This is a genomic window from Photobacterium sp. Hal280, from assembly GCF_037162255.1.
Taxonomy (GTDB): Bacteria; Pseudomonadota; Gammaproteobacteria; order Enterobacterales; family Vibrionaceae; genus Photobacterium.
Genome location: NZ_JARLUO010000005.1, coordinates 1,258,498 through 1,284,274, shown reverse-complemented (window position 1 = coordinate 1,284,274; position 25,777 = coordinate 1,258,498). Strand labels below are relative to the sequence as shown.

22 protein-coding genes are annotated in these 25,777 nt (G+C 51.4%); 13 read left to right on the top strand and 9 right to left on the bottom strand.

The genetic code is table 11. From position 1 onward, the window contains the following. Positions 1 to 527: 527 nt before the first annotated feature. The 3 genes from pgsA to uvrY all read right to left on the bottom strand — a co-directional run bounded on the left by pgsA (position 528) and on the right by uvrY (position 3,647). Positions 528 to 1,085, bottom strand: a complete 558-nt coding sequence (gene pgsA / locus P4S53_RS15335) for a CDP-diacylglycerol--glycerol-3-phosphate 3-phosphatidyltransferase (protein ID WP_337113331.1) — start codon at positions 1,083 to 1,085, stop codon at positions 528 to 530. An 82-nt stretch (positions 1,086 to 1,167) separates the two neighbouring features. Further along, complete coding sequence (gene uvrC, locus P4S53_RS15330) at positions 1,168 to 3,003, bottom strand: excinuclease ABC subunit UvrC (protein WP_337113330.1); 1,836 nt, start codon at positions 3,001 to 3,003, stop codon at positions 1,168 to 1,170. Next, on the bottom strand, positions 3,003 to 3,647 hold the full coding sequence (gene uvrY, locus P4S53_RS15325) for a UvrY/SirA/GacA family response regulator transcription factor (RefSeq protein ID WP_027252441.1): 645 nt from the start codon (positions 3,645 to 3,647) through the stop codon (positions 3,003 to 3,005). The genes uvrC and uvrY overlap by 1 nt, the downstream gene beginning before the upstream one ends. A gap of 922 nt (positions 3,648 to 4,569) precedes the next feature. Here uvrY and xdhA point away from each other — a divergent pair. Genes xdhA through guaD form a run of 4 tightly spaced genes read left to right on the top strand, consistent with a single transcriptional unit; the run spans position 4,570 to position 10,708 of the window. Further along, on the top strand, positions 4,570 to 6,018 hold the full coding sequence (xdhA, locus tag P4S53_RS15320) for a xanthine dehydrogenase small subunit (RefSeq protein WP_337113329.1): 1,449 nt from the start codon (positions 4,570 to 4,572) through the stop codon (positions 6,016 to 6,018). Then, complete coding sequence (gene xdhB / locus P4S53_RS15315; RefSeq protein ID WP_337113328.1) at positions 6,011 to 8,434, top strand: xanthine dehydrogenase molybdopterin binding subunit; 2,424 nt, start codon at positions 6,011 to 6,013, stop codon at positions 8,432 to 8,434. Before xdhA ends, xdhB begins: the two co-directional genes overlap by 8 nt. Before the next feature lie 57 nt (positions 8,435 to 8,491). Further along, entirely contained in the window at positions 8,492 to 9,334 is an 843-nt protein-coding gene (gene xdhC, locus P4S53_RS15310; RefSeq protein ID WP_337113327.1) for a xanthine dehydrogenase accessory protein XdhC, read from the top strand. 24 nt (positions 9,335 to 9,358) lie between these two features. After that, positions 9,359 to 10,708, top strand: a complete 1,350-nt coding sequence (guaD, locus tag P4S53_RS15305) for a guanine deaminase (RefSeq protein ID WP_337113326.1) — start codon at positions 9,359 to 9,361, stop codon at positions 10,706 to 10,708. Positions 10,709 to 10,817: 109 nt separating this feature from the next. On the opposite strand, the gene hmpA is transcribed toward guaD, so the two are convergent. Then, entirely contained in the window at positions 10,818 to 11,990 is a 1,173-nt protein-coding gene (gene hmpA / locus P4S53_RS15300; RefSeq protein ID WP_337113325.1) for an NO-inducible flavohemoprotein, read from the bottom strand. A 114-nt stretch (positions 11,991 to 12,104) separates the two neighbouring features. Between hmpA and nsrR the strand changes: the two genes are divergently transcribed. Continuing rightward, on the top strand, positions 12,105 to 12,533 hold the full coding sequence (nsrR, locus tag P4S53_RS15295) for a nitric oxide-sensing transcriptional repressor NsrR (protein WP_337113324.1): 429 nt from the start codon (positions 12,105 to 12,107) through the stop codon (positions 12,531 to 12,533). A gap of 233 nt (positions 12,534 to 12,766) precedes the next feature. Here nsrR and P4S53_RS15290 read toward each other — a convergent pair whose 3' ends face one another. From P4S53_RS15290 to puuE, 4 genes are read right to left on the bottom strand one after another with little or no spacing between them, the layout of a single operon-like run. Continuing rightward, positions 12,767 to 14,041 carry a urate hydroxylase PuuD gene (locus P4S53_RS15290; protein ID WP_337113323.1) on the bottom strand — a complete coding sequence of 425 codons (1,275 nt, stop codon included), beginning with the start codon at positions 14,039 to 14,041 and terminating at the stop codon, positions 12,767 to 12,769. 46 nt (positions 14,042 to 14,087) lie between these two features. Further along, positions 14,088 to 14,633, bottom strand: a complete 546-nt coding sequence (locus P4S53_RS15285; RefSeq protein ID WP_046219225.1) for an ureidoglycolate lyase — start codon at positions 14,631 to 14,633, stop codon at positions 14,088 to 14,090. Positions 14,634 to 14,653: 20 nt separating this feature from the next. After that, complete coding sequence (uraD, locus tag P4S53_RS15280) at positions 14,654 to 15,169, bottom strand: 2-oxo-4-hydroxy-4-carboxy-5-ureidoimidazoline decarboxylase (protein ID WP_120511855.1); 516 nt, start codon at positions 15,167 to 15,169, stop codon at positions 14,654 to 14,656. A 2-nt stretch (positions 15,170 to 15,171) separates the two neighbouring features. After that, a complete protein-coding gene (gene puuE, locus P4S53_RS15275) occupies positions 15,172 to 16,095 on the bottom strand; it encodes an allantoinase PuuE (protein WP_120510604.1) in 924 nt (307 codons plus the stop codon). A 394-nt stretch (positions 16,096 to 16,489) separates the two neighbouring features. Between puuE and uraH the strand changes: the two genes are divergently transcribed. The 4 genes from uraH (at position 16,490) to P4S53_RS15255 (ending at position 21,582) form a co-directional block, all read left to right on the top strand. Continuing rightward, positions 16,490 to 16,843, top strand: coding sequence for a hydroxyisourate hydrolase (gene uraH / locus P4S53_RS15270; protein WP_161445100.1), 354 nt, complete (start codon positions 16,490 to 16,492; stop codon positions 16,841 to 16,843). Positions 16,844 to 17,125: 282 nt separating this feature from the next. Then, positions 17,126 to 18,472, top strand: a complete 1,347-nt coding sequence (locus tag P4S53_RS15265) for an NCS2 family permease (protein ID WP_337113322.1) — start codon at positions 17,126 to 17,128, stop codon at positions 18,470 to 18,472. Between the two features lie 240 nt (positions 18,473 to 18,712). Continuing rightward, entirely contained in the window at positions 18,713 to 20,107 is a 1,395-nt protein-coding gene (locus tag P4S53_RS15260; protein ID WP_337113321.1) for a nucleobase:cation symporter-2 family protein, read from the top strand. A gap of 104 nt (positions 20,108 to 20,211) precedes the next feature. Beyond that, complete coding sequence (locus tag P4S53_RS15255; RefSeq protein ID WP_337113320.1) at positions 20,212 to 21,582, top strand: 8-oxoguanine deaminase; 1,371 nt, start codon at positions 20,212 to 20,214, stop codon at positions 21,580 to 21,582. A gap of 123 nt (positions 21,583 to 21,705) precedes the next feature. Here P4S53_RS15255 and P4S53_RS15250 read toward each other — a convergent pair whose 3' ends face one another. After that, positions 21,706 to 22,317, bottom strand: a complete 612-nt coding sequence (locus P4S53_RS15250; protein WP_234204469.1) for a TetR/AcrR family transcriptional regulator — start codon at positions 22,315 to 22,317, stop codon at positions 21,706 to 21,708. A 195-nt stretch (positions 22,318 to 22,512) separates the two neighbouring features. Between P4S53_RS15250 and P4S53_RS15245 the strand changes: the two genes are divergently transcribed. The 4 genes from P4S53_RS15245 to P4S53_RS15230 all read left to right on the top strand — a co-directional run bounded on the left by P4S53_RS15245 (position 22,513) and on the right by P4S53_RS15230 (position 25,768). Next, the gene (locus P4S53_RS15245; RefSeq protein ID WP_337113319.1) at positions 22,513 to 23,316 is read left to right on the top strand and encodes a DUF4331 domain-containing protein; all 804 of its coding nucleotides are present in this window, start codon (positions 22,513 to 22,515) and stop codon (positions 23,314 to 23,316) included. Next, positions 23,286 to 24,110: a DUF4331 domain-containing protein gene (locus P4S53_RS15240; protein ID WP_337114502.1), complete on the top strand. Its 825-nt coding sequence runs from the start codon at positions 23,286 to 23,288 to the stop codon at positions 24,108 to 24,110. The genes P4S53_RS15245 and P4S53_RS15240 overlap by 31 nt, the downstream gene beginning before the upstream one ends. A gap of 11 nt (positions 24,111 to 24,121) precedes the next feature. Beyond that, complete coding sequence (locus P4S53_RS15235; protein ID WP_337113318.1) at positions 24,122 to 24,628, top strand: Ig-like domain-containing protein; 507 nt, start codon at positions 24,122 to 24,124, stop codon at positions 24,626 to 24,628. An 87-nt stretch (positions 24,629 to 24,715) separates the two neighbouring features. Further along, positions 24,716 to 25,768 carry a tetratricopeptide repeat protein gene (locus tag P4S53_RS15230; RefSeq protein WP_337113317.1) on the top strand — a complete coding sequence of 351 codons (1,053 nt, stop codon included), beginning with the start codon at positions 24,716 to 24,718 and terminating at the stop codon, positions 25,766 to 25,768. Positions 25,769 to 25,777 lie beyond the last annotated feature (9 nt).

Genomic DNA, 25,777 nt, shown 5'->3' with positions numbered 1-25,777 from the left:
AGGTGGTACTTTTGAGTATAAAAGACATTGATAAGTCAGTAACTTATCGGTAAAGCGCACTCAGCACACAACTAACAGCCCCAGCGATAAACATCACTGTAGTTTGATAGATAGTCAGCTGAAGACATGGTGATCGGACGATCAAGGCTCAGTAATAATACTGCAATTGGGTAAGACAAAGCTGATTTGGGTTAGAGACGTTAAAGTATTCACGTTGGGTTCCCTCAATGATGCCCTTGCTTCATTACGCAAGATTGCACTATTAATGCCCTTCTACTGACAGCGCCATCGCTAGCAGTACCTACGGATCGTCAACATGCAATCAGCCTGAGTTCATGATGACGGATGTGTCTCAGATATGTTGCCCCCTGAGATTGCGCGAAAAATAACATATTGCGCTTTTCATTGCCAAGCAGAATTTGCGATTGAATAAAAAAATTCATCCACTTTGTTTCAACACACTGGTTACAAGAGAAAAAGAAAAGCGGCCAAAGCCGCTTTCTCTAAATAGGTAGGTGATTGTTCTGTCACATATTGTCAGGGTGGAGTAAATCACCCTTTGCAGCTTTCAGATACAGGTACATTGACCAGTAAGTCAAAATTGTTGCAATGTAGAGGGCAACAAAACCCACAGTCTCCAGCAGCTCGTTGGGATGCCACAGCAACATCACCAGAGCGAACATTTGAGACGCAGTTTTTACTTTGCCAACCCAGGAGACTGCGATACTGGAGCGCTTGCCCAGCTCTGCCATCCACTCTCTGAGCGCTGAGATGATAATTTCCCGGCCAATCATGGTCATTGCAGGAATCGTCACCCAGACAGAATGATAATTCTCAGTCACCAGCACTAATGCCGCAGCCACCATGACTTTATCGGCAACCGGGTCGATGAAAGCACCGAATCTTGAGGTCTGGTTCAGCTTACGGGCCAGGTATCCGTCAAACCAATCTGTGATACCGGCTATGGTGAAGATAAGAGCGGTGGCAAACGGTGACCATTCGTAAGGTAGGTAGAAGGTAATCACGAAGAATGGAATGAGCACCAGCCTGACGAAACTCAGGATATTTGGAATTGTTAAGCGCATATTGTTCGTTCTTATGTTTAACGTATTGTGCCTGCCAACGAAAGCCTTTCCGCTGTAAACAGACCTTAAGGGTGCCGCAAAGCTAGCCGTGTTGCAATGCGTCGTATATTTTTTCGGCCAGAGATCGGCTTATGCCCGCCACTTTTTCAATTTCTTCCCTGCTTGCGCGTTTCAGTTCCTGTAATCCCCCCATGTATTTCAACAATGCCTGTCTGCGTTTCGGCCCGATCCCTTCCACATCTTCCAGTGTGCTGCGTTTACGGACTTTGCCACGCTGCGCCCGGTGACCACTAATCGCATGATTATGGCTTTCATCACGAATATGCTGAATGAGGTGCAGCGCCGGTGCATCGCTTGGTAATGAAAATTCTTCCCCGGTGACCAGTAGCAAGGTTTCCAGGCCGGGTTTGCGGGTCGTGCCCTTCGCCACCCCCACCAGCAGCGGCCTTTTCGGCCAGTCACTGCACAAGGGGCTCACCACCTCATGCGCGCGGGAAAGCTGCCCTTTGCCCCCGTCGATGAAAACAATATCGGGGATCTTATCAGGATCAATCTGTTTACTATACCTGCGATTCAGCACTTGTCCCATCGCAGCATAATCATCGCCGCCCGTGATACCGGTTATATTAAACCGTCGATATTCAGCCTTCACCGGCCCTTCCTGATTGAAGACAACACAAGAAGCTACCGTTTTCTCGCCCATCGTATGGCTGATGTCAAAACATTCCATACGGGAAAGTGAATCTAGTCCCAGCAATTCACGCAGTTCGGTCACACGCTGATGAACCGTCATTTTATGGTTGAGTTTGCTGGTTAATGCTGTCAGGGCATTCGTTTGCGCCAGTTTCAGGTAGCGGGCACGATAGCCTCGGGCCTGTGAACGCAGTTCGACTTTACGGCCGGCGACTTCAGTCAGCGCAGTAGACAGGGCCGCCTGTTCATCGCCCAATGACTCACTGACAAGAATGACTGAAGGGATGGTCCGCCCTTCCGCCTGATTGAAATAAAACTGACTGATGAAGCTGGTGATCACCTCGTTCATATCCGTATCGGCTGGCATACGCGGAAAATAACTCCGGCTGCCCAGCACCTTACCCTGACGGATGAAGAGCGCATGAATACACGCCATGCCTTTATCATGAGCGATGCCGATGACATCCAGATCATCATCGCTGTCCTGGCTGACAAATTGTTGTTCCTGGATTCGGCGCAGCGCCTGTATCTGATCCCGGTAACGTGCGGCCTTCTCAAACGCGAGCTGCTGACTGGCCACTTCCATTTTGTCTACCAGCGAAGTGATCACCTGGCGATCTTTGCCCTGTAAGAAAAGACGCACAAAATTGACCTGCTCTGCATAATCTTCATCACTGACGAGTCCCTTCACACAAGGGCCGAGGCAGCGACCAATCTGGTACATCAGGCAGGGGCGGCTGCGGTTAGCGTAGACGGAATCTTCACATTGACGAATCGGAAAGATTTTCTGCAGAAGGTGCAGACTTTGGCGAACAGCGCCTGAGTCCGGATACGGGCCGAAGTATTCGCCTTTGCGTTTCTTCGCCCCCCGGTGAACCGCCAGTTTTGGATGATGCTGGCCGCTCAGAAAAATATAGGGGTAAGACTTATCATCGCGCAGCAGTACATTGTATTTGGGGAGGTACTGCTTGATGTAGTTATGCTCAAGGATCAGGGCTTCTGTTTCGGTGTGCGTCACCGTGACATCGATTTTACAGATGTTGCGAACCAGCGCCCGGGTCTTTTCACTCGACACCTGAACACGGAAGTAGCTCGCCAGCCGTTTTTTCAGATCTTTGGCTTTACCGACATAAATAACGTCACCAGCCTGGTCATACATTCGGTATACACCAGGCTGGTTTGTAACTGATTTCAGGAAACTTTTTGCATCGAAGGTTTCTGACACTACAAGGTCTCTGTGTCTAACATGCCATGACGAATTGCGAGGTGGGTCAGTTCAACATCACCATTGATATCCAGTTTATTGAACAAGCGATACCGGTAGCTGTTCACCGTTTTAGGGCTTAAGTTCAATTGCTCGGAAATCTCGGTCACTTTCTGACCTTTGGTAATCATCATCATGATTTGTAATTCACGCTCAGATAAATCCTTAAACGGGTTCTCTGAGTTGGATGCAAACTGGCTCAGCGCCATTTGTTGTGCAATTTCCGGCGAAATATAACGCTGGCCACTATTGACCGTACGAATCGCGTTGACCATTTCATCGGCACCGGCCCCTTTGGTCAGGTAGCCGCAAGCACCGGCCTGCATAACTTTGGTCGGGAATGGGTTTTCCGTATGAACGGTCAGCACGATAATCTTCACATCCGGGTTGAAGCGAAGGATCTTTCGTGTTGCTTCCAGCCCACCAATGCCTGGCATATTCATATCCATCAGGATTATGTCGGCATGCTCGTTTCGACACCACTTGACGGCGTCCTCACCACTGATGGCTTCCCCTACCACTTTAATACCACGGACATCTTCCAGAAGACGTCGGATCCCTGTGCGAACCAGTTCGTGATCATCTACAAGGAATACATTGATCAAGCTGTATCTCCAATATGATTTGGCTCTGCACCCTGCCGGAATTGGCGGGATAACTTTTGCTGATAGTACCCAATTTTGCCTGAACTTGGAATGTTCTCACAGACTGTTTATGTGTAAAAGCACACGAATTACGCATCATATAAAGCCACATAAACAGATGAAAACATCCTGTTTCAGCCAGTTAAGTCAAAAATATACAGGGACTGTAATCTATGAAGCAGTGCAGAATAATATTCAGTATTACCGGGCTGTTATAATCCACAAAATAAAAAAATGCTACTCCCATATTCATTCATCATATTTATACTCATGCCCTGATTTATCTATTTCAGCCTCTTTGATGCCGAAGGCTGTCTTTTCACAGACTAGTAACATCCGTACCACTGCAACTGTTAACAAACACACCGCCCGGCAAAGCCGATACTCTGTACTGTCTAGTCCCTCGCCACAGCGTTGTCTTCACTTCAGTTTAGTTCAGCCCGCTTGTTGCCTACGGCATGCGACCGTAAAAAAGCTTGTCAGATCACAGAGTCTCTACATTAAAGCTCAACAAGCAGAGAATCATTCTATATTGATAAATATCAATAAGTTAACCTCACCACTCGCAAACAAACCCGCGCCATCATCGCAGCATATTCCACCAACAAATACTAAAATATACAGATGAAGATTCCGTTTTATTGATGACAGTTATATCAAAACCATGACTTGTTAGCTAAATCACAACATTTAGAAACAAATTTGACACAGATGGTATGACCCAACAGCACAAAAATGAAGCAACACATTGATTGAAAAGAGTTAACTGTAATTTTTCACCCAAGCTAATCTGTCACACAGCGTTAACACAAAAGTTGACTACTGGGTCAAGTATATCCAGAATTGACTTATAGGTCAGATCATGAGCCTGTGAGGAGGTCACTTGATTACTTTTTTGTTAAACCAGGACATTCGGGAAGAAGAGCATGTTTCCCCGAATATGACGGTACTGAACTACCTGCGTACCCATGTAAAGAAAACAGGCACCAAGGAAGGGTGTGGCTCTGGTGACTGCGGTGCCTGCACCGTAGTGCTGGGTGAACTTGTCGACGGAAAACTGCAATACCGCTCAGTCAACTCTTGCCTGACGTTTGTGTCTTCCCTGCATGGCAAGCAGCTGATTACGGTTGAAGATCTGCAAAATGCCAACAAGCAGCTGCACCCTGTTCAGCAAGCCATGGTCGAATACCACGGTTCGCAGTGCGGTTACTGTACACCAGGCTTTATTATGTCGATGTTTGCGCTGAGCAAAAACAAGCCAGCGGCCGATAAAGAAGATGTGATGGAAGCGCTGGCGGGTAACTTATGCCGTTGTACCGGTTACCGCCCTATCGTTGATGCAGCCCTGTCTCTGAGCCAGGAAGAACAGCTGATGGACCAGTTCGCAGAGCTGGAGCGTCAGACGGTTGCCAAGCTGTCCAAAATCAATCTGTCTAACGCCACGTTGAAACATGACGGCCAGTACGGCTTTTCTCCGACCTCAAGCGACGAGCTGGCCAATCTGCTGCTGACGCACCCGGATGCCCGCATGGTTGCTGGTGGTACGGATCTGGCTCTGGAAGTCACTCAGTTCCATCGCTCAATCGATAAACTGATTAACGTGGGCCTGGTCAGCGATATGAAGATCCTGACCGAGACCGAAAGCAGCATTGAAATTGGCGCAAACCTGCCGATTTCTGACTGTTATGCCACACTGAAAAAGTACTATCCGGATTTCGGAGAACTGCTGCACCGCTTCGCTTCTCTGCAGGTGCGTAATCAGGGCACTATCGGCGGTAACGTCGCGAACGCCTCGCCAATCGGTGACAGTCCGCCCCTGCTGATTGCCTTGAATGCGCAGATCGTACTGCGCCGTGGGAACGACCGCCGTACCCTGCCGCTGGAAGACTATTTCATCAGTTATAAAGTCACGGCCCAGCAGCCTTCCGAGTTTATTGAGAAAATCATTGTGCCTAAGCCTGTGATTGGCAGCCAGTTCCGTGCTTACAAACTGTCGAAGCGTCTGGATGATGATATTTCCGCCGTCTGTGGTGCATTCACGATTGCGTTGAGCGATGACGGAAAAGTAGCGGATGCCCGTATTGCCTTCGGTGGCATGGCTGCCGTGCCAAAACGTGCCGCCAGCTGCGAGGCCGCACTGGTGGGTCAGGCGTGGAATCTGGAGACGGTCAAGACCGCGATGGCAGCTTTGTCAGATGATTTTGAGCCATTGTCTGATTTCCGGGCCAGCAAGGAATATCGTGCATTAACGGCCGCGAATATGCTGCACCGTTTCTATCTCGAACAACAGTCCAACGGCCAAATTGAAACAAGGGTAACTGCTTATGTCTAATCATCACCATAACCCATTGAGTCACGATGAAATGGTGGCGAAATTCGCGCAGGATCTGACTTCCGGCGTGGGTAAAAGCGTAAAGCATGACAGCGCTGCCAAACAAGTGACCGGCGAAGCCGTTTACATTGATGACCGGCTGGAGTTTCCAAACCAGTTGCACGTGTATGCACGAACCAGTACGTATGCACACGCCAAAATTACCAAACTGGACGTCAGCCCGTGCTACGCCTTTGAAGGCGTCGCCATTGCCATTACCAGCAAAGATGTACCGGGTCAGCTGGACATCGGTGCAGTATTGCCGGGTGATCCCCTGCTGGCAGACGGTATTGTCGAGTTCTACGGCCAGCCCGTCATTGCGGTTGCCGCCAATGACATGGAAACAGCCCGTAAAGCTGCTCAGGCGGCCATCATCGAATACGAACCACTGGAGGCCGTATTAGATGTTGAAGAGGCACTGGCTAAGAAACACTTTGTCTCAGGCAGTCACCAGCACAAACGTGGCGACTCTGACGGCGCACTGGCGAGTGCGAAGCACGTACTGGAAGGCGATCTGCATATCGGCGGTCAGGAACACTTCTATCTGGAAACCCAGGTCAGCTCTGTGATGCCAACCGAAGACGGCGGCATGATCGTGTACACCTCGACCCAGAACCCGACTGAAGTGCAGAAACTGGTCGCTGAAGTGCTGGGCGTCCCGATGCACAAAGTGGTGATCGATATGCGCCGCATGGGTGGCGGTTTCGGTGGTAAAGAAACGCAGGCGGCAAGCCCGGCGTGTCTGGCTGCTGTGATTGCGCACCTGACCGGCCGCCCGACCAAAATGCGTCTGCCCCGTATGGAAGACATGGTCATGACGGGTAAACGCCACCCGTTCTACAACCAGTATAAAGTCGGTTTTGATGATGACGGTCGTATTCACGGTATTGATATTACGGTATCTGGTAACTGTGGTTATTCACCGGATCTGTCGAATTCTATCGTCGACCGTGCCATGTTCCACTCTGACAACGCCTATTATCTGGGTGATGCCACAGTGACAGGTCACCGCTGTAAAACCAATACAGCGTCGAATACCGCTTACCGGGGTTTCGGTGGTCCACAGGGCATGATGACCATCGAACACATCATGGATGAAATCGCCCAGCATCTGGGCAAAGATCCGCTGGATGTGCGCAAGGTGAACTACTATGGCCATGATGATCGCAATGTCACCCACTACTATCAGAAAGTGGAAGACAACTTCATTCATGACATTACCGAGCAGCTGGAAGCCAGCAGTGAGTATAAAGCGCGCCGTAAAGCCATTGCTGAGTTCAACAAAACCAGTCCGATTCTGAAAAAAGGCCTGGCGCTGACACCGGTGAAGTTCGGCATCTCGTTCACAGCCACATTCCTGAACCAGGCCGGTGCACTGATTCATATCTACACCGATGGCAGTATTCATCTCAACCACGGTGGTACCGAGATGGGTCAGGGTCTGAATATCAAAGTGGCACAGGTGGTCGCTGAAGTATTCCAGGTCGATATCGACCGGATTCAGATCACGGCAACCAATACCGACAAAGTGCCGAATACATCACCTACGGCAGCATCATCTGGTGCGGACCTGAACGGTAAAGCGGCTCAGAACGCAGCGTTGACCATCAAGCAGCGCCTGATCGACTTTGCCTGCAGCCACTTTAAAGTTACTCCGGAAGAAGTGATCTTTAAAAACGGTCTGGTGCAAATCCGTGAAGAACTGAAAACCTTTGAAGAAATCATTCAGATGGCTTACTTCAACCAGGTTTCGCTGTCGAGCACAGGCTTCTACCGTACGCCTAAGATTTACTACGATCACGAGAAAGCCCGCGGTCGCCCGTTCTATTACTACGCCTACGGTGCTGCCTGTGCCGAAGTGGTCCTGGATACCCTGACCGGTGAGTACAAGATCCTGCGTGCTGACATCCTGCATGATGTCGGGGCATCGCTGAACCCGGCGATTGATATCGGCCAGGTTGAAGGTGGCTTTATTCAGGGTGTGGGCTGGCTGACCACAGAAGAGCTGGTGTGGAACGATCAGGGCCGTCTGATGACCAGCGGTCCGGCGAGCTACAAGATCCCGGCCATTGCTGATATGCCGATTGATTTCCGCACACAACTGCTGGAAAACCGCAGCAACCCTGAAGACACAGTCTTCAACTCAAAAGCCGTGGGTGAACCACCGTTCATGCTGGGTATGTCGGTCTGGAGCGCCATTAAAGATGCCATCCGTTCAGTTGCTGAACCCGGTACTTTAGTGAAACTGGACACCCCGGCAACACCAGAGCGCGTACTCTGGGCAATCAACGAAGTGCAACCGTCTTCGTCTCAACCTTTCCTGAGTCGCAGGAAGAAAGAAGAGGCAGAGACAGCAACCAGTGAACAAGCCCAGTAAAAACAGCCAAAAGTAGTATATGGCGGGCCTTCGGGCTCGCCTGATGAGGAAAGCGCGATGTTTAAAGACAACTGGATTCATGCCCTGGCTGAACTGGATCAACGTGGTGAACCCTGTGTCATGGTCACTGTGCTGGCTGACCGGGGCTCAGTCCCCCGCGATGCCGGCACCAAAATGCTGGTGACCCGTAACGAGATCATCGCCACCATTGGCGGCGGCCATCTGGAGCACAAAGCGATCAAACTGGCACGGGAAATGCTGCTGACCGGAGACAGACATCCGCGAGTCGAGCACTTCAATTTAGGTGCCAGACTGGGTCAGTGCTGCGGCGGAATGGCCACCCTGAGCCTGGAGCCGATTGGCCAGCAACAACACCATCTGGTGCTTTTTGGTGCAGGCCATGTCGCCAAAGCATTAATCCATATTGTCAGTACATTGCCTTTTCGCGTGACCTGGATCGATCAGCGGGAAAGTGAATTCCCTGCCGAGCTGCCACTCGGTGTGACCAAGCTGGTGTCTGATGATCCGGTTGGCGAGATCCGCGATATGCCTGCCAACAGTTATTATCTGGTGATGACGCACAATCATCAGCTGGATTTTGAGCTGGCAAGGGAAATCCTCAACAGAAATGATACTGCCTATTTTGGCATGATAGGGTCGCTGACCAAGAGGAAGAAGTTTGATTATCGACTGTCACAACGCGGCTACGATGATGAAACCATACGGCGTATGGTCTGCCCGATAGGCATTGATGCCGTCAAGGGTAAGCATCCGGCAGAAATTGCGGTTTCCGTCGCAGGCGAGCTGATTGCCCACTATCAGGGCGAAACCCTGGCCGATAAACGCGAGGACTCTGCTGCCACAGAGCCCAATGACAGCCCCGACAATCAAGTCGCCTGACAGCGATTAACGAAGGATAAATACATGACATTACAACGCACGGCTTATCGCTCAGCGATTTTACACAGCATTGCCGACCCCCAGGAAGTCGGCCTTGAGAACAGCTTTGAATTTTTTGAAGACGGTGTTCTGGTGGTTGAGAACGGCCACATTCTGGATGTGGGCCCGGCTGACGAAGTACTGGCTCGCCACCCGTCCGGTATGGCCGTCACACAGTATGCGCACAAGCTGATCACCGCTGGCTTTATTGATACCCATATTCACTATCCGCAAACGGGCATGATCGCCTCATACGGCGAGCAGTTGCTGGACTGGCTGGAGAACTACACCTTCCCGGAAGAGCTGAAGTTCAAAAACCCGGTTTATGCACGCCAGGTCGCTAACATATTCTTTGATGAACTGGCCAGCAACGGGACAACCACCGCCCTGGTTTTCGGTACAGTGCATAAAGAATCGGTGGATGTGTTTTTCGAAGAAGCCGAGAAACGCAAACTGCGCATGATTGCCGGTAAAGTGTTGATGGATCGCAACGCGCCGGATTACCTGACAGACACCCCGGAATCCGGTTATCAGGACTCAAAAGCGCTGATCGAAAAATGGCACAACAAAGACCGTCTGCTGTATGCAGTGACGCCGCGTTTCGCGCCAACCAGTACCCCAGAACAACTGGCCACAGTCGGTAAACTGCTGGAAGAGTATCCGGATGTGTACATGCACACTCACCTTTCTGAAAACAAGAAAGAAATTGAGTGGGTGCTGGAACTCTTCCCCGAGCGCGACAGCTATTTAGATGTGTACGATCATTACAAGCTGCTGAAAAACAGAGCGGTTTTTGCCCACGGTGTACACCTGACCGACTGTGAATGCAAACGCCTGTCTGAAACTGGCTCAGCGATTGCTTTCTGTCCGACCTCTAACCTGTTCCTTGGCTCCGGCTTGTTTAACCTGCCGAAAATGGAGCAGCACGGGATTCGTGTGGGAATGGGGACAGACGTCGGTGCCGGCACCAGTTTCTCGCTGCTCCAGACCATGGGCGAAGCTTATAAGATTCTGCAATTGCAACAGCAAAAACTGCATCCGCTGAAATCTCTGTATCTGTCGACCCTGGGCGGTGCCAAAGCGCTGTACCTGGACGACAAGATCGGTAACCTTGCGCCCGGTAAAGAAGCGGATTTCGTGGTCCTGGATCTGCACGCCACCCCGTTAATGTCTTTCCGCATGCAACAAGCAAAAACGCTGGAAGAACAACTGTTTGTACTGATGAGTCTCGGCGATGACCGCACCGTCAGCAAAACCTTCGTCTATGGCGAAAAAGCCTACGATGCCGAAGGCACAACCGAACCAGAAATGGTAACTAAGAAAAAAGCGAGCTAAAAACTCGCGTCTCCACAATGCGTCTATCCTTGCCCGTCCCGGTATTCACGTCTCTAACACCGCCGCGGACGGGCGTTTTTTATCTTGCCTGCTTCTGTCTGTATCTAATTTACAGCACCTTATGCGGTCCGAAACACTCATAATGCATCTGGGATTCGCTTACGCCTTTCTCTTTCAACTGCTTAGCCAAATGCTGCATGAAACCTACAGGTCCACAGAAATAGAAAGTGGTGTTGTGCCAGTCAACCGCCGTATCCAGCTTACTGAGATCCAGAAATCCTTCAAAGTCCGCGGTGACACCCTGTGGCTCGCGATACCAGACATGGCTGCTAACCCCCTCGGTTGTATTTGCAATCTCTTCCACATGGCTGCCAAACGCATGCTGACAGTGGCTTTCGGCAGCATGCAGCCAGTGAACCGGCGCCTGGTGGCTGTCTTTGATGCTTTCCAGCATCGCCAGCATAGGTGTCAGGCCTACACCAGCCGAAATCAGGGCAACAGGCTGAGTCGCTTCAGAACGGAAGAAGAAGTCACCAGATGGTGCAGCCAGCTGAACTTTATCACCCACCTTCAGGTGCTGATGCAGATAGGATGACACAGTCCCCAGCGCTTCACGCTTAACTGAAATTCGGTAAGTCTCACCATTAGGGGCACCGGACAGGCTGTACTGGCGGATTTCCTGGTTGTCAAAGCCATCCGGTTTCAGATAAATACCAATGTACTGCCCCGGTTGGTAAGCCGCGACGGGTTGGTCGTCTGTCGGCATAAACACAAAACTGGTAATCACATCGCTTTCTGGTGTTTTTGCCACCAGCTCAAATTCCCGGGTGCCGCGCCAGCCACCGGTTTTGGCTTCATTTTCCTGGTAAATCGCCTCTTCACGGTCAATAAACACAGTAGACAACAAGCCGTATGCTTCAGCCCACGCATCCAACACCGCCTGTCCCGGAGCGAACAATTCATTAATGGTTCCAAGTAAGTGCTCGCCCACAATCGCGTACTGCTCAGCCGTAATGTTGAAGCTGGCATGTTTCTGGGCAATTTTCTCCACCACGGGCAACAGCACTTCCAGATTATCGATATTCGCAGCATAGCCGTACACCGCATTGAACAAAGCTTCGCGCTGACGGCCGCTGTCCTGATGGGTCAGGTTAAAAATATCTTTCAGCTCTGGGTGATGACGGAACATACGATCATAAAAATGTGCGGTGAGTTTCGGGCCGGTTTCGGCTAAAAGCGGTGCGGTGGATTTCACGATATCAATGGTGTTCTGACTCAGCATAGCGGCTTCCTTTAAAGATGTATTTATGATGCATGTTTTAAAGTTGTATCTTAAATATATCTTTTAGTCAATAAAGGAATTACACTTGCCGTGGGTGTTGAAAGAGGAAAAAATGTGCAACTGACCAACTTTACTGACTACGGATTAAGAGCTTTGATCCTGCTGGGAGCCTTGCCCGACGGTGAACTCACCAGTATCAGTCACGTCAGTGACACGTTCGCTGTGTCCAGAAACCATATGGTGAAAATCATCAATAAACTGGGTCAGCTGGGCTATGTGAAAACCGTCCGCGGAAAAAATGGCGGGATATGCCTGGCAATGCCAGCGAGTCGCATCATTGTGGGTCAGGTGGTCCGGGATCTGGAACCGCTGCAAGTGGTGAACTGCGCCCCGGAGTTCTGCCATATTACGCCAGCCTGCCGTCTGAAATCCTATCTGGCGAAAGCCAAAGACGCCTTTCTGGCAGAATTAGACCAATGCACCATCACCGATCTGCTGGCAGATAACCAGGAGTTGCTGATTTTGCTGACCAGGCCAGCGTAAAGCTCAAAAAAAGCCCCGATACAAAACGTATGGGGCTGGTCACATATTATGGATTGATATGTAAAGGAGATTATCTGCCCTTCTTACCCGGGTTTCAGCCTGAGCCACACAGCACGCTTACTCCATCAGATTGCCATCTAATTTATGGACTTCGCATGCTTGTTTCCAAGCTGTAGCACCGGGTATATCCAGGCTAACGGACTATAAAGTGGGGGCTTTCGCCCCCGAGGGGACTACAGTTGCGCACCTTGCTTAACCCAGTTTCCGATCAGCTTACGCTCGTCATCGGTCATCTGAGTCAGGTTACCCAGCGGCATCACTTTTGTTTGTACCGCCTGAGCCACGATGCGAGGTGCATTGACTTTGATTTCTTCCGGTGTATCCAGTATCACACCTGCCGGCGCTGTCGAGAACGCAGCGTGCGTCGGTTGTGCTGAGTGACACACTGAGCAACGCTCCTGAATCACATCATTTACCTGAGCAAAACTGACGCCATTGCTGGCTGGCTGAGCCGCTGCTGCCGTGCCGGTTTCCGCCTGAGCAGTCGCTGACTCTGCTTTGGCTTCTACAGCAGGGACAGACGCAGCAGGAACAGCACTCTCACCCATTTTACTTGCGTAAGGCGAGGTCACAAAGGCCAGAGCAATCATGCCCAGGGCTGCGACAGGCACTGTCCAGGCAAACTTCTGGCTGCCATGACGGGTGTTGAAGTAGTGCCGCACCAGGATACTGAAGACCGCCAGACCTGCCAGGATCAGCCAGTTATATTCTGAGCCATAGGTGCTCGGGAAATGGTTACTGATCATGATGAACAGTACTGGCAACGTCAGGTAGTTGTTATGACGTGAACGCAGCAGGCCTTTCGCTGGCAGTACAGGATCCGGTTCGCGGTTCTCTTCAATGGCTTTGACCAGACCACGCTGAGCCGGCATGATCACGAAGAATACGTTACCGACCATGATGGTACCGATGATCGCACCGACATGGATGTATGCACCACGCCCGCTGAACACCTGGCTCAGGCCATAGGCTGCAGCCACTAAACCGAAGAACAGAATAATACCCAGCAGCATCGGCTTCTTGCCTAGCGCAGAATCACACAGCAAGCTGTAAATAATCCAGCCCGCAGCCAGGGAACCCACACCCAGCGCTACTGAAGCCGTGGCACTCAGGCCAGAGCCCGGCGCAACCAGATAGATATCCGCATTGAGGTAATACACCACACCCAACAGCAGGATACCTGTGATCCAAGTGAAGTAAGCTTCCCACTTAAACCAGTGCAGATTTTCAGGCATGCTTGGCGGTGCCAGTTTGTATTTTTCCAGGTGGTAAATACCACCGCCGTGAATGGCCCAGAGATCACCAGACAAGCCAGTTTTCGGATTGACACGGTTCAGGTTGTTTTCCAACCAGACAAAGTAAAATGAGGCACCAATCCAGGCGATACCTACAATCATGTGAACCCAGCGAATTGCCAGATTCAGCCATTCCGTCATATGTGGATCCATAACGAACTCCTGTTATGTTATGCGAACTTTAATTGCCTTGGGCTTATCAAAGTGCGACGGTTAATGCTTCCTGCTCCAAACTGCTCAGTGATAATTCGATACGAACATCGTCAGAAAAGTACACTTCATCGCAGTTATTGCCAGGCCCGGCACGATCGACAACCAGAAATTGATCGTCTTTGCGCAGAGCCAGAACCGGGTGGTGCCAGACCCCTTTTCCATAATTCACGCCCTGACGTCCGTTACTGTAAAACGCCTTAAGCTGAGCGGGGTCCGGTGTATCCCCTGCCGGGGCCACCAGGATCAGGTACGGATTTCCAAGTAAAGGAATAAAGGCCTGAGATCCCAGAGGATGCCTCTCCATCATGGCTATCTGTAAAGGATAACTCAAAGGCTGGGCTTCAAAGATACTGATGATGGCTGATCCACCCTCTTCCTGCACATCCACATTGGCCATCGCATGGTAACGTCGGGTTGACCCGTTATTGATCATAAAGTAGTCACTTACTTCTTTATCAATAACATCACCAAAAGGGGCAAATGCTTCGCGGGTAAGTGGCTCAATCGTCAGTTGTCTCACTGGTGTACTCATGGTGACTATTCCTGTCCTGATTACATTGTCTGCAGGCGGAACAAAGCGATCTTATTGATCTCTTCCAACGCCTTATCGAACTCAGCCTCAATTTCATTGCCTAATCGCGCCTCGAACGATTCAAGGATTTGATAACGATTGGCCCCTTTCACCGCCATAATGAAGGGAAACTGAAAACGTGCTTTGTAGCTATCGTTATAACGATTGAACTTTTCGAATTCTTCCGGTGAACACTGGCTGATCCCTGCACCAGCCTGCTCGGCGGTGGACGCTTCGGTCAGTTCACCGTTCACTGCAGCTTTTCCGGCTAAATCCGGGTGCGCATTAATCAGGGCTAACTGTTCTTCTTTGCTTGCTGAAAGCAAAGTGTCTGCCATACGCGCATGCAGGGTGCTGATGTCATCATCAGCATCACTGAGACCATTGTCGTAAACTTTTTCCGCCACCCAGGGGCTGTGCTCATACACATCTGCAAATTGAGAGACAAACTCTTCCCTGCTCATTTGGCTCGGTTGGCAAGACGTAAAACGTGCCATCATTAATACTCCTTCATACTTGGGTGCGGGTGATGTTCGTGCCAGTGCTTGGCGATATCAATTCGGCGGCACAGCCAGACCTTGTCATGCTGACTCACATAGTCCAGGAAACGGCGCAATGCAGCGATACGTCCGGGACGGCCAATCAGGCGGCAATGCAAACCCACAGACATCATTTTGGGTGCAGTGGCCCCTTCTTCATACAGGGTGTCAAAGGTGTCTTTTAAATAATTGAAGAATTGATCACCTGCATTAAAACCCTGCACGGTGGCAAAACGCATGTCATTGGTATCCAGTGTGTAGGGAATCACCAACTGTGGTTTCGGCCCCTCTTCATGCCAGTAAGGCAGATCGTCATCGTAGGCATCAGAGTCGTACATAAAGCCACCCTCTTCCGCCACAATACGACGGGTGTTCGGGCCGGTGCGACCTGTGTACCAACCGTACGGGCGCTCGCCCGTCAGATTTTTGATAATCTCGATCGCTTTCATCATGTGATCGCGTTCTTCAGACTCATCAATGTTCTGATAATCAATCCAGCGATAACCATGGCTACAAATCTCGTGGCCGGCTTCGACAAACGCTTTCGCCACATCCGGGTGACGCTCCAGTGCCATCGCCACACCGAACACAGTCAGCGGCACATCGTATTCTTTAAACAAGCGCAGGATGCGCCATACGCCAGCACGGCTGCCGTACTCATAAATCGATTCCATGCTGATATGACGCTGACCCGGAAATGGCTGAGCCGCTGGGATCTCAGACAAAAAGGCTTCCGACTCGCTATCACCATGAAGAATGCAACGTTCCCCACCTTCCTCGTAGTTGAGAACAAAAGAGACAGCGACGCGAGCGTCATTTGGCCAACGTGGGTGCGGGGGTACTGCACCATAGCCGATCAGATTGCGTGGATACTCATTACTCACACATGACTCCTTAATCCTAATTGGTCAACACACTGACCATCTGATAATCAATTTATAACAGTGATTGTATACAATATCCAGAATTTTTGTAAATAAAATGTGCGCAACATTTTTTAATATTCATCAAAAAAAGTTAACCGCTTGTTATGCCTATATAGCTTACTTTAATATCAATACGTTAGCTAACAAGCAGGTACAACAAAGGGTTACATCACCTAACTTCCGGGTTAACATTTCGGTTACACAAGCCTTTACTAATCGGCAAAGTTGTGTACATAGTTAAATACAATGTGGCGAACTGATTACGGATCACACATCAGAAGGCATACAATAGGTATGCAAGAAGTAATCCATTTTCTGTACAACTTAAGGAGCGCAACGCGCGAGGTTATCCATGGGAAAACTGACAACTCACGTGCTTGACACAGCCTCAGGCTTACCTGGAGCGGAGATTAAAGTGTCGCTTTATCGTCAAGAAGGCACAGACTTCGTTCTGGTTAAAACCACTCATACCAATTCTGATGGCAGAACCGATCAGCCTTTGCTGGAAGGGAGCGAATTCCAGACCGGTAAATATGAGCTGGTCTTCGAAACTGCCCATTACTTCCGCCAGAGAGGCGTTGAACTGTCTTCAGTTCCCTTTCTGGACGATGTAGTCATCCGTTTCGGTATCGCAGATACCGGCAGCCACTATCATGTGCCACTGCTGGTGTCGCCTTACAGCTTCTCCACATACCGGGGCAGCTGATCCAAATCGGAACACAAGTAGAACAATGAGGGTTCCCGGGCCTGAGGTCAGATGCAGGTCAGGGAGCCGTGCAAGAGAGTTTGAAGATTGTATACAATGAGTGCAGGCTAAGTCGTCATCACTTCAAAAACCACGTAGTCTCCGGCAGTAACCAGGCCGGCAGGGTTTTCAGCAAGTGCCAGCCTGGAACATAGAGGGAAGCCCTGTCTGACAGGTGAAGTTGGAAACACTAAAAAACAACCAGCACACATCGTCATTCAGGCAAAAAAAGGAAGCGTCGTCATGAACAACTCTAAAACAGAAACGCTCGGTCGTTCTGAGGCTGGTTCAGCTTCACTGTTAGAGCGCCTGTTTAAACTCAGCGCTCACGGCACCAGCGTGAAAAATGAGATCGTAGGTGGGATTACAACCTTTGCCACCATGGCTTATATCATTTTCGTTAACCCACAGATCATGTCGGCCTCAGGCATGGATGCCGAAGCGGTTTTTGTTGCGACCTGTATTGGTGCTGCAATAGGCACTTTGCTGATGGGCCTGTTTGCAAACTGGCCTGTCGGTCTGGCTCCGGGCATGGGACTGAACGCCTTTTTCTCTTTCACCGTCGTGGGAGAAATGGGTTACAGCTGGCAAGTTGCCTTAGGCGCGGTTTTCATTTCCGGTATTCTTTTCGTTGCGATGAGCTTTTACAAAGTCCGCGAATGGATCATCGAAAGTATCCCTGAAAGCCTGCGTTTTTCCATGACAGCCGGTGTGGGCCTGTTTCTGGGACTGATCGGCCTGAAAACCGCCGGTATTGTTGTAGACAGCCCTGCCACCCTGGTCAGTTTGGGTGACTTTACCCAACCACAGGCGCTTTTAGCTGCAATCTGCTTTCTGATCATTGCCGTACTGAGTGAACGTAAAGTCTTCGGTGCCGTGCTGATTGGTATGTTCAGTGTTACCCTGATCGGTATCCTGCTGGGTCTGGTCCATTACAACGGTGTTATTTCCGCACCACCGAGCCTGGCGCCGACCTTGTTCGCCATGGACATTGGTGGTGCCCTGAACATTTCCATGATCAGCGTGATCCTGGCTTTCCTGTTTGTGAATATGTTTGATACTGCCGGTACCCTGATGGGTGTGGCGGATCGAGCAAACCTGATGAACAAAGAAACCGGGAAAATTGAAGGCCTCAGCAAAGCCCTGAAAGCCGACAGTATCGCCAGCGTAGCAGGTGCTTGTGTGGGTTGTCCGCCAGTCACCAGTTATGTCGAAAGTGCAGCGGGTGTCGCGGCCGGTGGTCGTACCGGACTGTCAGCCATCGTGATCGGTCTGCTGTTCATCGCGGCCATCTTCTTCTCACCGCTGGCTGGCATGATCCCGGCTTACGCCACTGCTGGCGCGCTGATTTATGTTGCCTTCGTCATGATGAGCAGTATGCAGCACGTGAAATGGAACGATTTTACCGACGCTGCGCCTGCCGCCATCACAGCGCTGATGATGCCGCTGACTTTCTCCATCGCCAACGGTATCGCACTGGGTTTCATTACCTACACAGTGCTCAAAGTCGCCACAGGCAAAACCAAAGATGTCTCCATCAGCATGTACATACTGACCGCGATTTTTGTCGCCAAACTGGTGTACCTCTGATCACAAACAGACATATGCAACACCCATTAAAACTAATAATCAAAACAGCAATACTTTAATGCACACCTACCTCTGTCGTACGGCAGAGGCAGGTCACTGCATACTTAATGAAATCCAATTTTAATAAAAACATACGTAGTAAAAACATACGTATACAACCATACGTATAAACACATAGACGCGAACACAACCTATAACCCTACGCAGCCAATTCATCGGATGAATTGTGGAGAACTAACGATGAAACTTCTCTATACGCTAAACCAGAGACCACCACACAGCATCACCCTGCTCTTAGCTATCCAGCATATGCTGGCTTCCATTGGCGGCATTGTCGCTGTGCCATTAATTGTCGGCACCTCGATTGGTCTGCCAACCGATGAAGTCGTCACCCTGATCAACGCCGCCCTGCTCGCATCCGGTATTGTCACCATTGCTCAGTGTCTTGGTTTTGGCCCAGTCGGTATCCGTCTTCCTGTTGTGATGGGATCGAGTTTCGGTTTTCTGGGTGTTGCCATCAGCATCGGTAATGCTGACGGTGTGGGCGGTATCATGGGCGCAGCACTCGTCGGCTCTTTTGTGGTCGTGGTCGCCAGCTTCTTCATGGATAAAATCCGCAAGCTGTTTCCCAATGTGGTCAGCGGTGTGGTCGTGACGCTGATCGGCCTGACCATTCTGCCCGTTGCCATGAACTGGGTGGGCGATGCGCCCAATACAAGTGAACAATTCGCGACCATGCCAAAGCTGTTCCTGGCATTTATCTCGCTGGCAATCGTTATCGTGGTGTCCATTTACTGCCGCGGTGCCGTTGCCGCTTCAGCCATCGTCATCGGACTGGCCGGTGGTTATCTGGTGGCCTTATCAATGGGCATGGTTGATCTGGACCAAATCGCTCGCGCTGAGTGGGTGGGCAGCCCGGCCATCATGGAATACGGCATGAGCTTCAGCCTGTCGGCTATCGTCAGTATGAGCCTGGTCTATATCGTGGTGATTGCAGAAGCAACCGGGGATTTCATGGCCCTGGCCAACAACTGTAAGGTCAAACTGTCAGGAAACGATCTGAAACGCGGTCTGCTGGGCGACGGGCTGGGCAGTACACTGGCGGCTTTTCTGACCGCAATGCCACTGGCTTCTTTCAGTCAAAACGTGGGGATTGTAGGGATCACAGGCGTTGCCAGCCGCTATGTGGTAGCAACAACCGGTGGCTTGCTGATTCTGGGTGGTCTGTTCCCTAAACTGGCCGCACTGGCAGTGACGATTCCAAAACCGGTTTTAGGCGGCGTCGGTTTCATCATGTTCGGCATGATCGCTTATGCCGGTATCCGCATGCTAATCAAAGCGGCAGATACCAAGCGAAACGCCCTGGTGATCTGCGTTGGTCTGGCATCCGGTCTGGCAGTGACGATTGAACCGCGCCTGGTTCAGCACCTGCCGCAGGATCTGGCGAACCTGTTCCACTCAGGCATTACGACCGGCACGATCGTCACTGTACTGCTCAATCAGATCCTGCCTGAGAACGCCGTCAGCGACAGCATCGAGGAAACCGCAGATGATGAGGCAGACATTGAGCGTCCGGTTCAAACCTCTGAAACTGCAGAAAAGAAGCAACACATTGAAACAGCAAAACAATCCTGAACAGAGTGATCAATAACACACTCATATTAACCCGGGGATCGTGATGATCCCCACCCCATAAGACCTTCTCCTCGGCAACGGCAGAGAAGGCTAAGGAAAACAAAATGGTAACCATCTGGCTGAAAAACCCTTTAGCCATTTACACTGGCTCAAATACAGAATCGGATGCGCGCGGCGGCGTCGTGATTCAAGGCACTAAGGTGATTGAGCTGGTTCCTCTTGGTGCTCAACCGTCAATCAAACCCGATCAGGTCATTGATGCCAGTGAACATGTCATCACACCCGGTCTGGTCAATGCCCATCACCATTTCTATCAAACCCTGACCCGCGCCTATCCGGATGCACTGAACAAAGAGCTGTTCCACTGGCTCAAAACCTTGTATCCGGTCTGGGCGGGTCTTGATGAAGAAATGATGCAGGTCGCCACCGAGCTGGCATTGGTTGAGCTGATGATGTCCGGCTGTACGACCGCCTCGGATCACCATTATCTGATCCCCCGCGGGCTGGAACATGCCATTGATATCCAGGTAGAAACCGCACAAAAGCTGGGTATCCGTTCTATTTTCACCCGAGGTTCGATGAGCCTGGGTGAAGATGAAGGTGGCCTGCCGCCCCGTCATACCATCCAGAAAGAAGACACCATCCTCGATGACAGCATGCGGCTGATCCGTCAGTACCACCAGCGTGGCGATGGCGCGATGACCCAGATTGCCCTGGCGCCCTGCTCACCTTTCTCGGTCACAACCGATCTGATGAAAGAAACCGCTCGCCTGGCAGCCCGTGAAAATGTCATGGTTCACACCCATTTGTGCGAAACCATTGATGAAGAAAACTTCTGTCTGGAACGTTTCGGCCTGCGCCCTGTGGATTACCTGGAAGAAACCGGCTGGCTGAATCACCGCACCTGGCTGGCACACGGCATTCACTTCAACGAAGAAGAGATCCGCCGTTTAGGGAAAGCCGAAGTCGGGATATGCCATTGCCCGTCATCAAACATGATGCTGGCCTCCGGTATCTGCCGCAACAAAGAGCTGGAAGCAGCAGGCGTGAAAGTCGGACTGGGCGTTGACGGCTCAGCGTCAAACGACGGCTCAAACCTGGTCAACGAAGTGCGGATGGGGCTGTACATCCAGCGCCTGCGTTACGGTTCGGCGGATGTCACCCATTTCGATGCCCTGCGCTGGGCAACGTCAGGGTCAGCTCGTGCCATGGGCCGTGAAGATTTCGGCACGCTGGAAGCGGGTAAACAGGCAGACATCGCGATGTTCCGTCTGGATGAGATCCGCTTCTCAGGTGCACACGACCCACTGGCTGCATTGGTACTCTGTGGCGCGCATCAGGCAGACAGGGTCATGGTCGCTGGACAATGGCGCGTCCATGATGGCAGGGTGATCGGTGTCGATTTACCGGCATTGCTGAGCCGTCATCAGGCGGCAGCAAAACGCCTGGTCGAGCGCTTCCAGCAACGCCGATAAGCCAAATCACTCAAAAAGCTTTGTTCAGGAAATAACACCCAAGCGCTTTCGCTCTTTACCTCGTTGGGCGGAAGCGCTTTTTTATCGATTAAACGTGTATCGACGATATCCAGTCTATCGGCTTCAGGCTGATTTTATCTGACAGCCCCGAATCACCAGTTGCGTGAGAAATTCTGCAGCATCCGCAAAATCCTGATCATCCAGTGCTTCTTTTTCCAGCACATTGCAAATCTGCCAGCTGAAGTCGGCATAGGTCTGGGTCGATGCCCAAATCGTAAACATCAGATGCTGCGGCGACACCCGTGCCATCACCCCTTTCTCGATCCAGCGTTCCAGCTTGGCAATGATCATTCTTGACTGCGCCAACAGTTCATCACCGATATCTGACGGCAGATAAGGCGCCCCCGACATCACTTCATTGGCGAACACTTTGGACGCAAAGGGGTGATCACGGGAAATGCGTAACTTGGTCTGAATATAAGCGGTGAGCGCCTGAACCGGATCATCCAGCTGCTCAATCGGGCTGGAGGCCTCCAGCAGTGGCTGGGTCACACTTTCCAGCACCGCACGATACAGGTTTTCTTTCGTTTTGAAGTAGTAATACACATTCGGCTTCGGAACGTCGGCCAGCTTGGCAATATCGGCGACTTTCGTGGCCGCAAAGCCCTGTTCCGCAAACAAACGGCCCGCAAACTTGATAATTACTTCCTGATTTTTTTCTCTAATACGTGACATAACCTGATTTCACCCCTCCAACCGGTGCAACGCCTCATACTAGTCGAACTGACCTGCGAATCAAGATCTGACAAAGTTATTTGCCTGATATCTCCGGTGATTTCTCTTTTTTCTGCAGCACGACAATTTTTTTGCATCCATTTGCCGCTCCCAATCGTTTACTCAATGACGACCAACAACACGAAAGGATCGATTATGAATACCAAACTCGTTGTGAGTGTCATTGCGATGGGCCTCTCCGGTATCGCGTCTGCTTCCAGCCACCGGGAAGCACCGAACATTACCCGGCTTCCCACGCTGGACTCTACCGACTTTTACGCCTTCAACAGTTATGAAACCGGCAGGGAGGACTACATCACCCTGATTGCGAACTACATACCGCTGCAAGATGCCTACGGTGGCCCGAACTACTTCGCCATGGATCCTGCCGCCGTGTACAGCATCCATATCGATAACGACGGTGATGCCGTTGAAGATATGACCTTTCAGTTCAAATTTAAAAGTGCATTGCCCAATAACAACATGGGGGTCGCTCTCAATATCGGCAACAGCGGAGAAACACAATCTGTGGCGGTGCCGTTAAAAGTTGTTGGCGGGATCAGTGCCGCCGATCAGAGTGCGGCTAATTTCAGTGAAACTTACACCCTCAGCCTGGTCAACGGCCCGCAGCAAAATGGCCAGCCAACCAAGCTGACCAACGTATCCACAGGCCAGACTGAATTTCACAAGCCGCTGGATTTCATTGGTACCAAAACTTTTGGCAGCGAAAGTGGCTATATCAGCTATGCCAATCAGTTTATCTATGAATTTACCATGCCGGGCTGCGCCGCAACGGGCAAAGTCTTTGCCGGCCAGCGCAAAGACCCGTTTGTGGTTAATCTGGGTAAAACCTTCGACCTGGTCAACTATGTCCCTGTCGAAGGCGACAGTGCGCCTGGTGCCTATGATGGCGGCGGCTTTCCGGGGGTATTACTCAGTCAGCCGATAATGATGACCTGAGGCTCAAAAATGTTACCGAACTGGCGATAGAAATACCTAAAGCCTGTGTGACCGGCGATGGCAACGGCACCATAGGTACCTGGACGACCGCCAGCCTGCCACAAGCCAGAATTCTGAACCCAAATGCCACTTTCACCCTGCCGGAGGTCAATGGCGGCGCCCTGACACAGGTCTCGCGTCTCGGCAACCCGCTGGTCAATGAGCTGGTTATCGGCTTGAAAGACAAAGATACCTTCTCTGCGGCCAAGCCTGCCGATGATGCTCAGTTTGCCACTTATGTGACACATCCAAGCCTGCCAGAGCTGTTGAACATTCTGTTTAAAGACGCGGTCAACTCTACGCTGGGCGCCAACTTAGCGACGCTGGCCCCCACCAACTTTCCCCGTACCGATCTGGTCACTGCATTTCTGACCGGTTTCCCCGGGGTCAATCAGCTAAAAACAGTCACACCTTCTGAGATGTTACGCCTGAATACGGCGATTGCTGCCAAACCTGTTTCTCAGCAATCGTCTTTCGGTGTTGCGGGTGACGATCTGGCGGGTTTCCCTAACGGCCGCCGGCCCGGTGACGATGTGGTCGATATTGCGCTGCGTGTTGTCATGGGTCGCTTGTGCTACCCCATTCCGGTGAACGGAACGGATACAGATCTGGGTCTGTGCCAGCCTGAAGATGCCAATGTCGGTAACGTTCCTTTTACCGATGGCGCACCGGTCAATGCCACCATGATGGATGACAGCTTCCCCTATCTGGCGCCGCCTCTTTCCGGTTCTGGTACTGACATGGTTTCTGAGTAAGGAGCAGCACAATGACTCGATCTATTCGTACTTCCTTACTGCTGTCAGCCGTGATCCTGGCGGGCTGTAACGGCAGTTCAGATTCAGGTCAGAATACCTCCGGGGGGACCAATACCGCCCCGGCGGCCATGGCCCTGAGCCTGACAACACAAACCGACACGCCTGTCACCGACTCGCTGAAGGCCACAGACAAAGATGGTGATGCCCTCAGCTTTGCGCTCGGCAATGCGCCGGCTTTGGGTTCAGTCGTCATCACCCCAGATGGCACCGTCACCTACACCCCGGCCAGCGGGGTCACAGGTAATGACCAGTTTAGCTACACGGTCAGTGACGGAAACAATGAGCCTGTCAGTGCTCAGGTCTCTGTCTCGATAGAGGTACTCCAGGTTAGTTTTGCCTCGTTCAGCCGAGCGGTATTCAACGCCCCAGAAAACAGTACGCCGAAAAGTCTGCGCGGACGCGATGTCAACAATGACGTCAGCAGTCCGGACTTTTATGACGATCTGCTGATGGAATAAGGCGTACCGGCTTGTGGCCTGCTGTCAGGGCCACCTTCGTGTTGTGTTCGATCGGCCAGGGACGGCCACTTTATTAAGGAAATCGCCATGTCTGTACACTCTTTCGCTGCACTGATGATCGGTATGGCCGTGTTCTGCAGTGTATCCGTGTTCGCAAAGCCTTACCTGCCGGACAATCAGGATGCGGCATTGCTGACAGTACCAGAACTGACCGTCAAGTCAGCAACGCTGGAAGATATCCGCGCACTCATTGACACCGCTCAGCGCCCGTCGGGCAGTGTCGACGGTTTCAGCCTGGCCGATGCCCTGATACAACCGCATCTGACCGCAACTCCTTCGCCAGAAGCGCTCTACCTTTGGGCCAGAATTCAGCAGCATCAGCATGATTTCAAAGGTGCAGAGCTGACATTAATGCGGTTGCTGGCACAACAGCCCGATCATGCCGGTGCAAGATTACTGCTGGCCAGCGTACAGACCATTCAGGGTAAATTCGGCCAAGCCAGACAATCTTGCCTGCAGCTGATTAGCCAGTCTTCTGCGCTTGTTGCCGCTGCCTGTGCGCTGGACAACAATTTCCAGCAAGCCAAATCCGGGGAAAGCCGTGTCCAGAGCTACCGTGAACTTCAGTCTGTCGCCGCTCGCTATCCGTCGCAATCGCAGGAAGAATCTGTCTGGCTCATGCAGATCCTGGCGGGTATGGCGCTGGCGCTTAACCGCCCGGAAGAAGCACTGGATCACCTCAGCTTGCCTGTCGATAGTCAGCGTCCCATCAGCTACCTGAGTTTATGGGCAGATGCACAACTGGCTCAGGATAACCCTCAGGCTGTCCTCAAAACCCTGGCAGACATCGCCTCCCGCACAGGGGCAACTGATGACAATCTGCTGCTGAAACTGGCTCTCGCTGAACAGATGACAGGGACATTCCAACACTGGCAGGTTCGCTGTCTGAACCGGATCACTTTGCGGGAACAACGGCAAGATACCACCCACGCTAGTTTACTGGCGAGCTATTACCTGCTGCTCGGTGATCGCCCTGACAAGGCACTGTTCTGGGCAAAAATCAACTGGCAGCAAAACCGCCTGTTATCAGACCGGCAATTGCTGTTAGACGCTGAACAGGCTTTTAATCCGCAGTCATAACGCTATCAA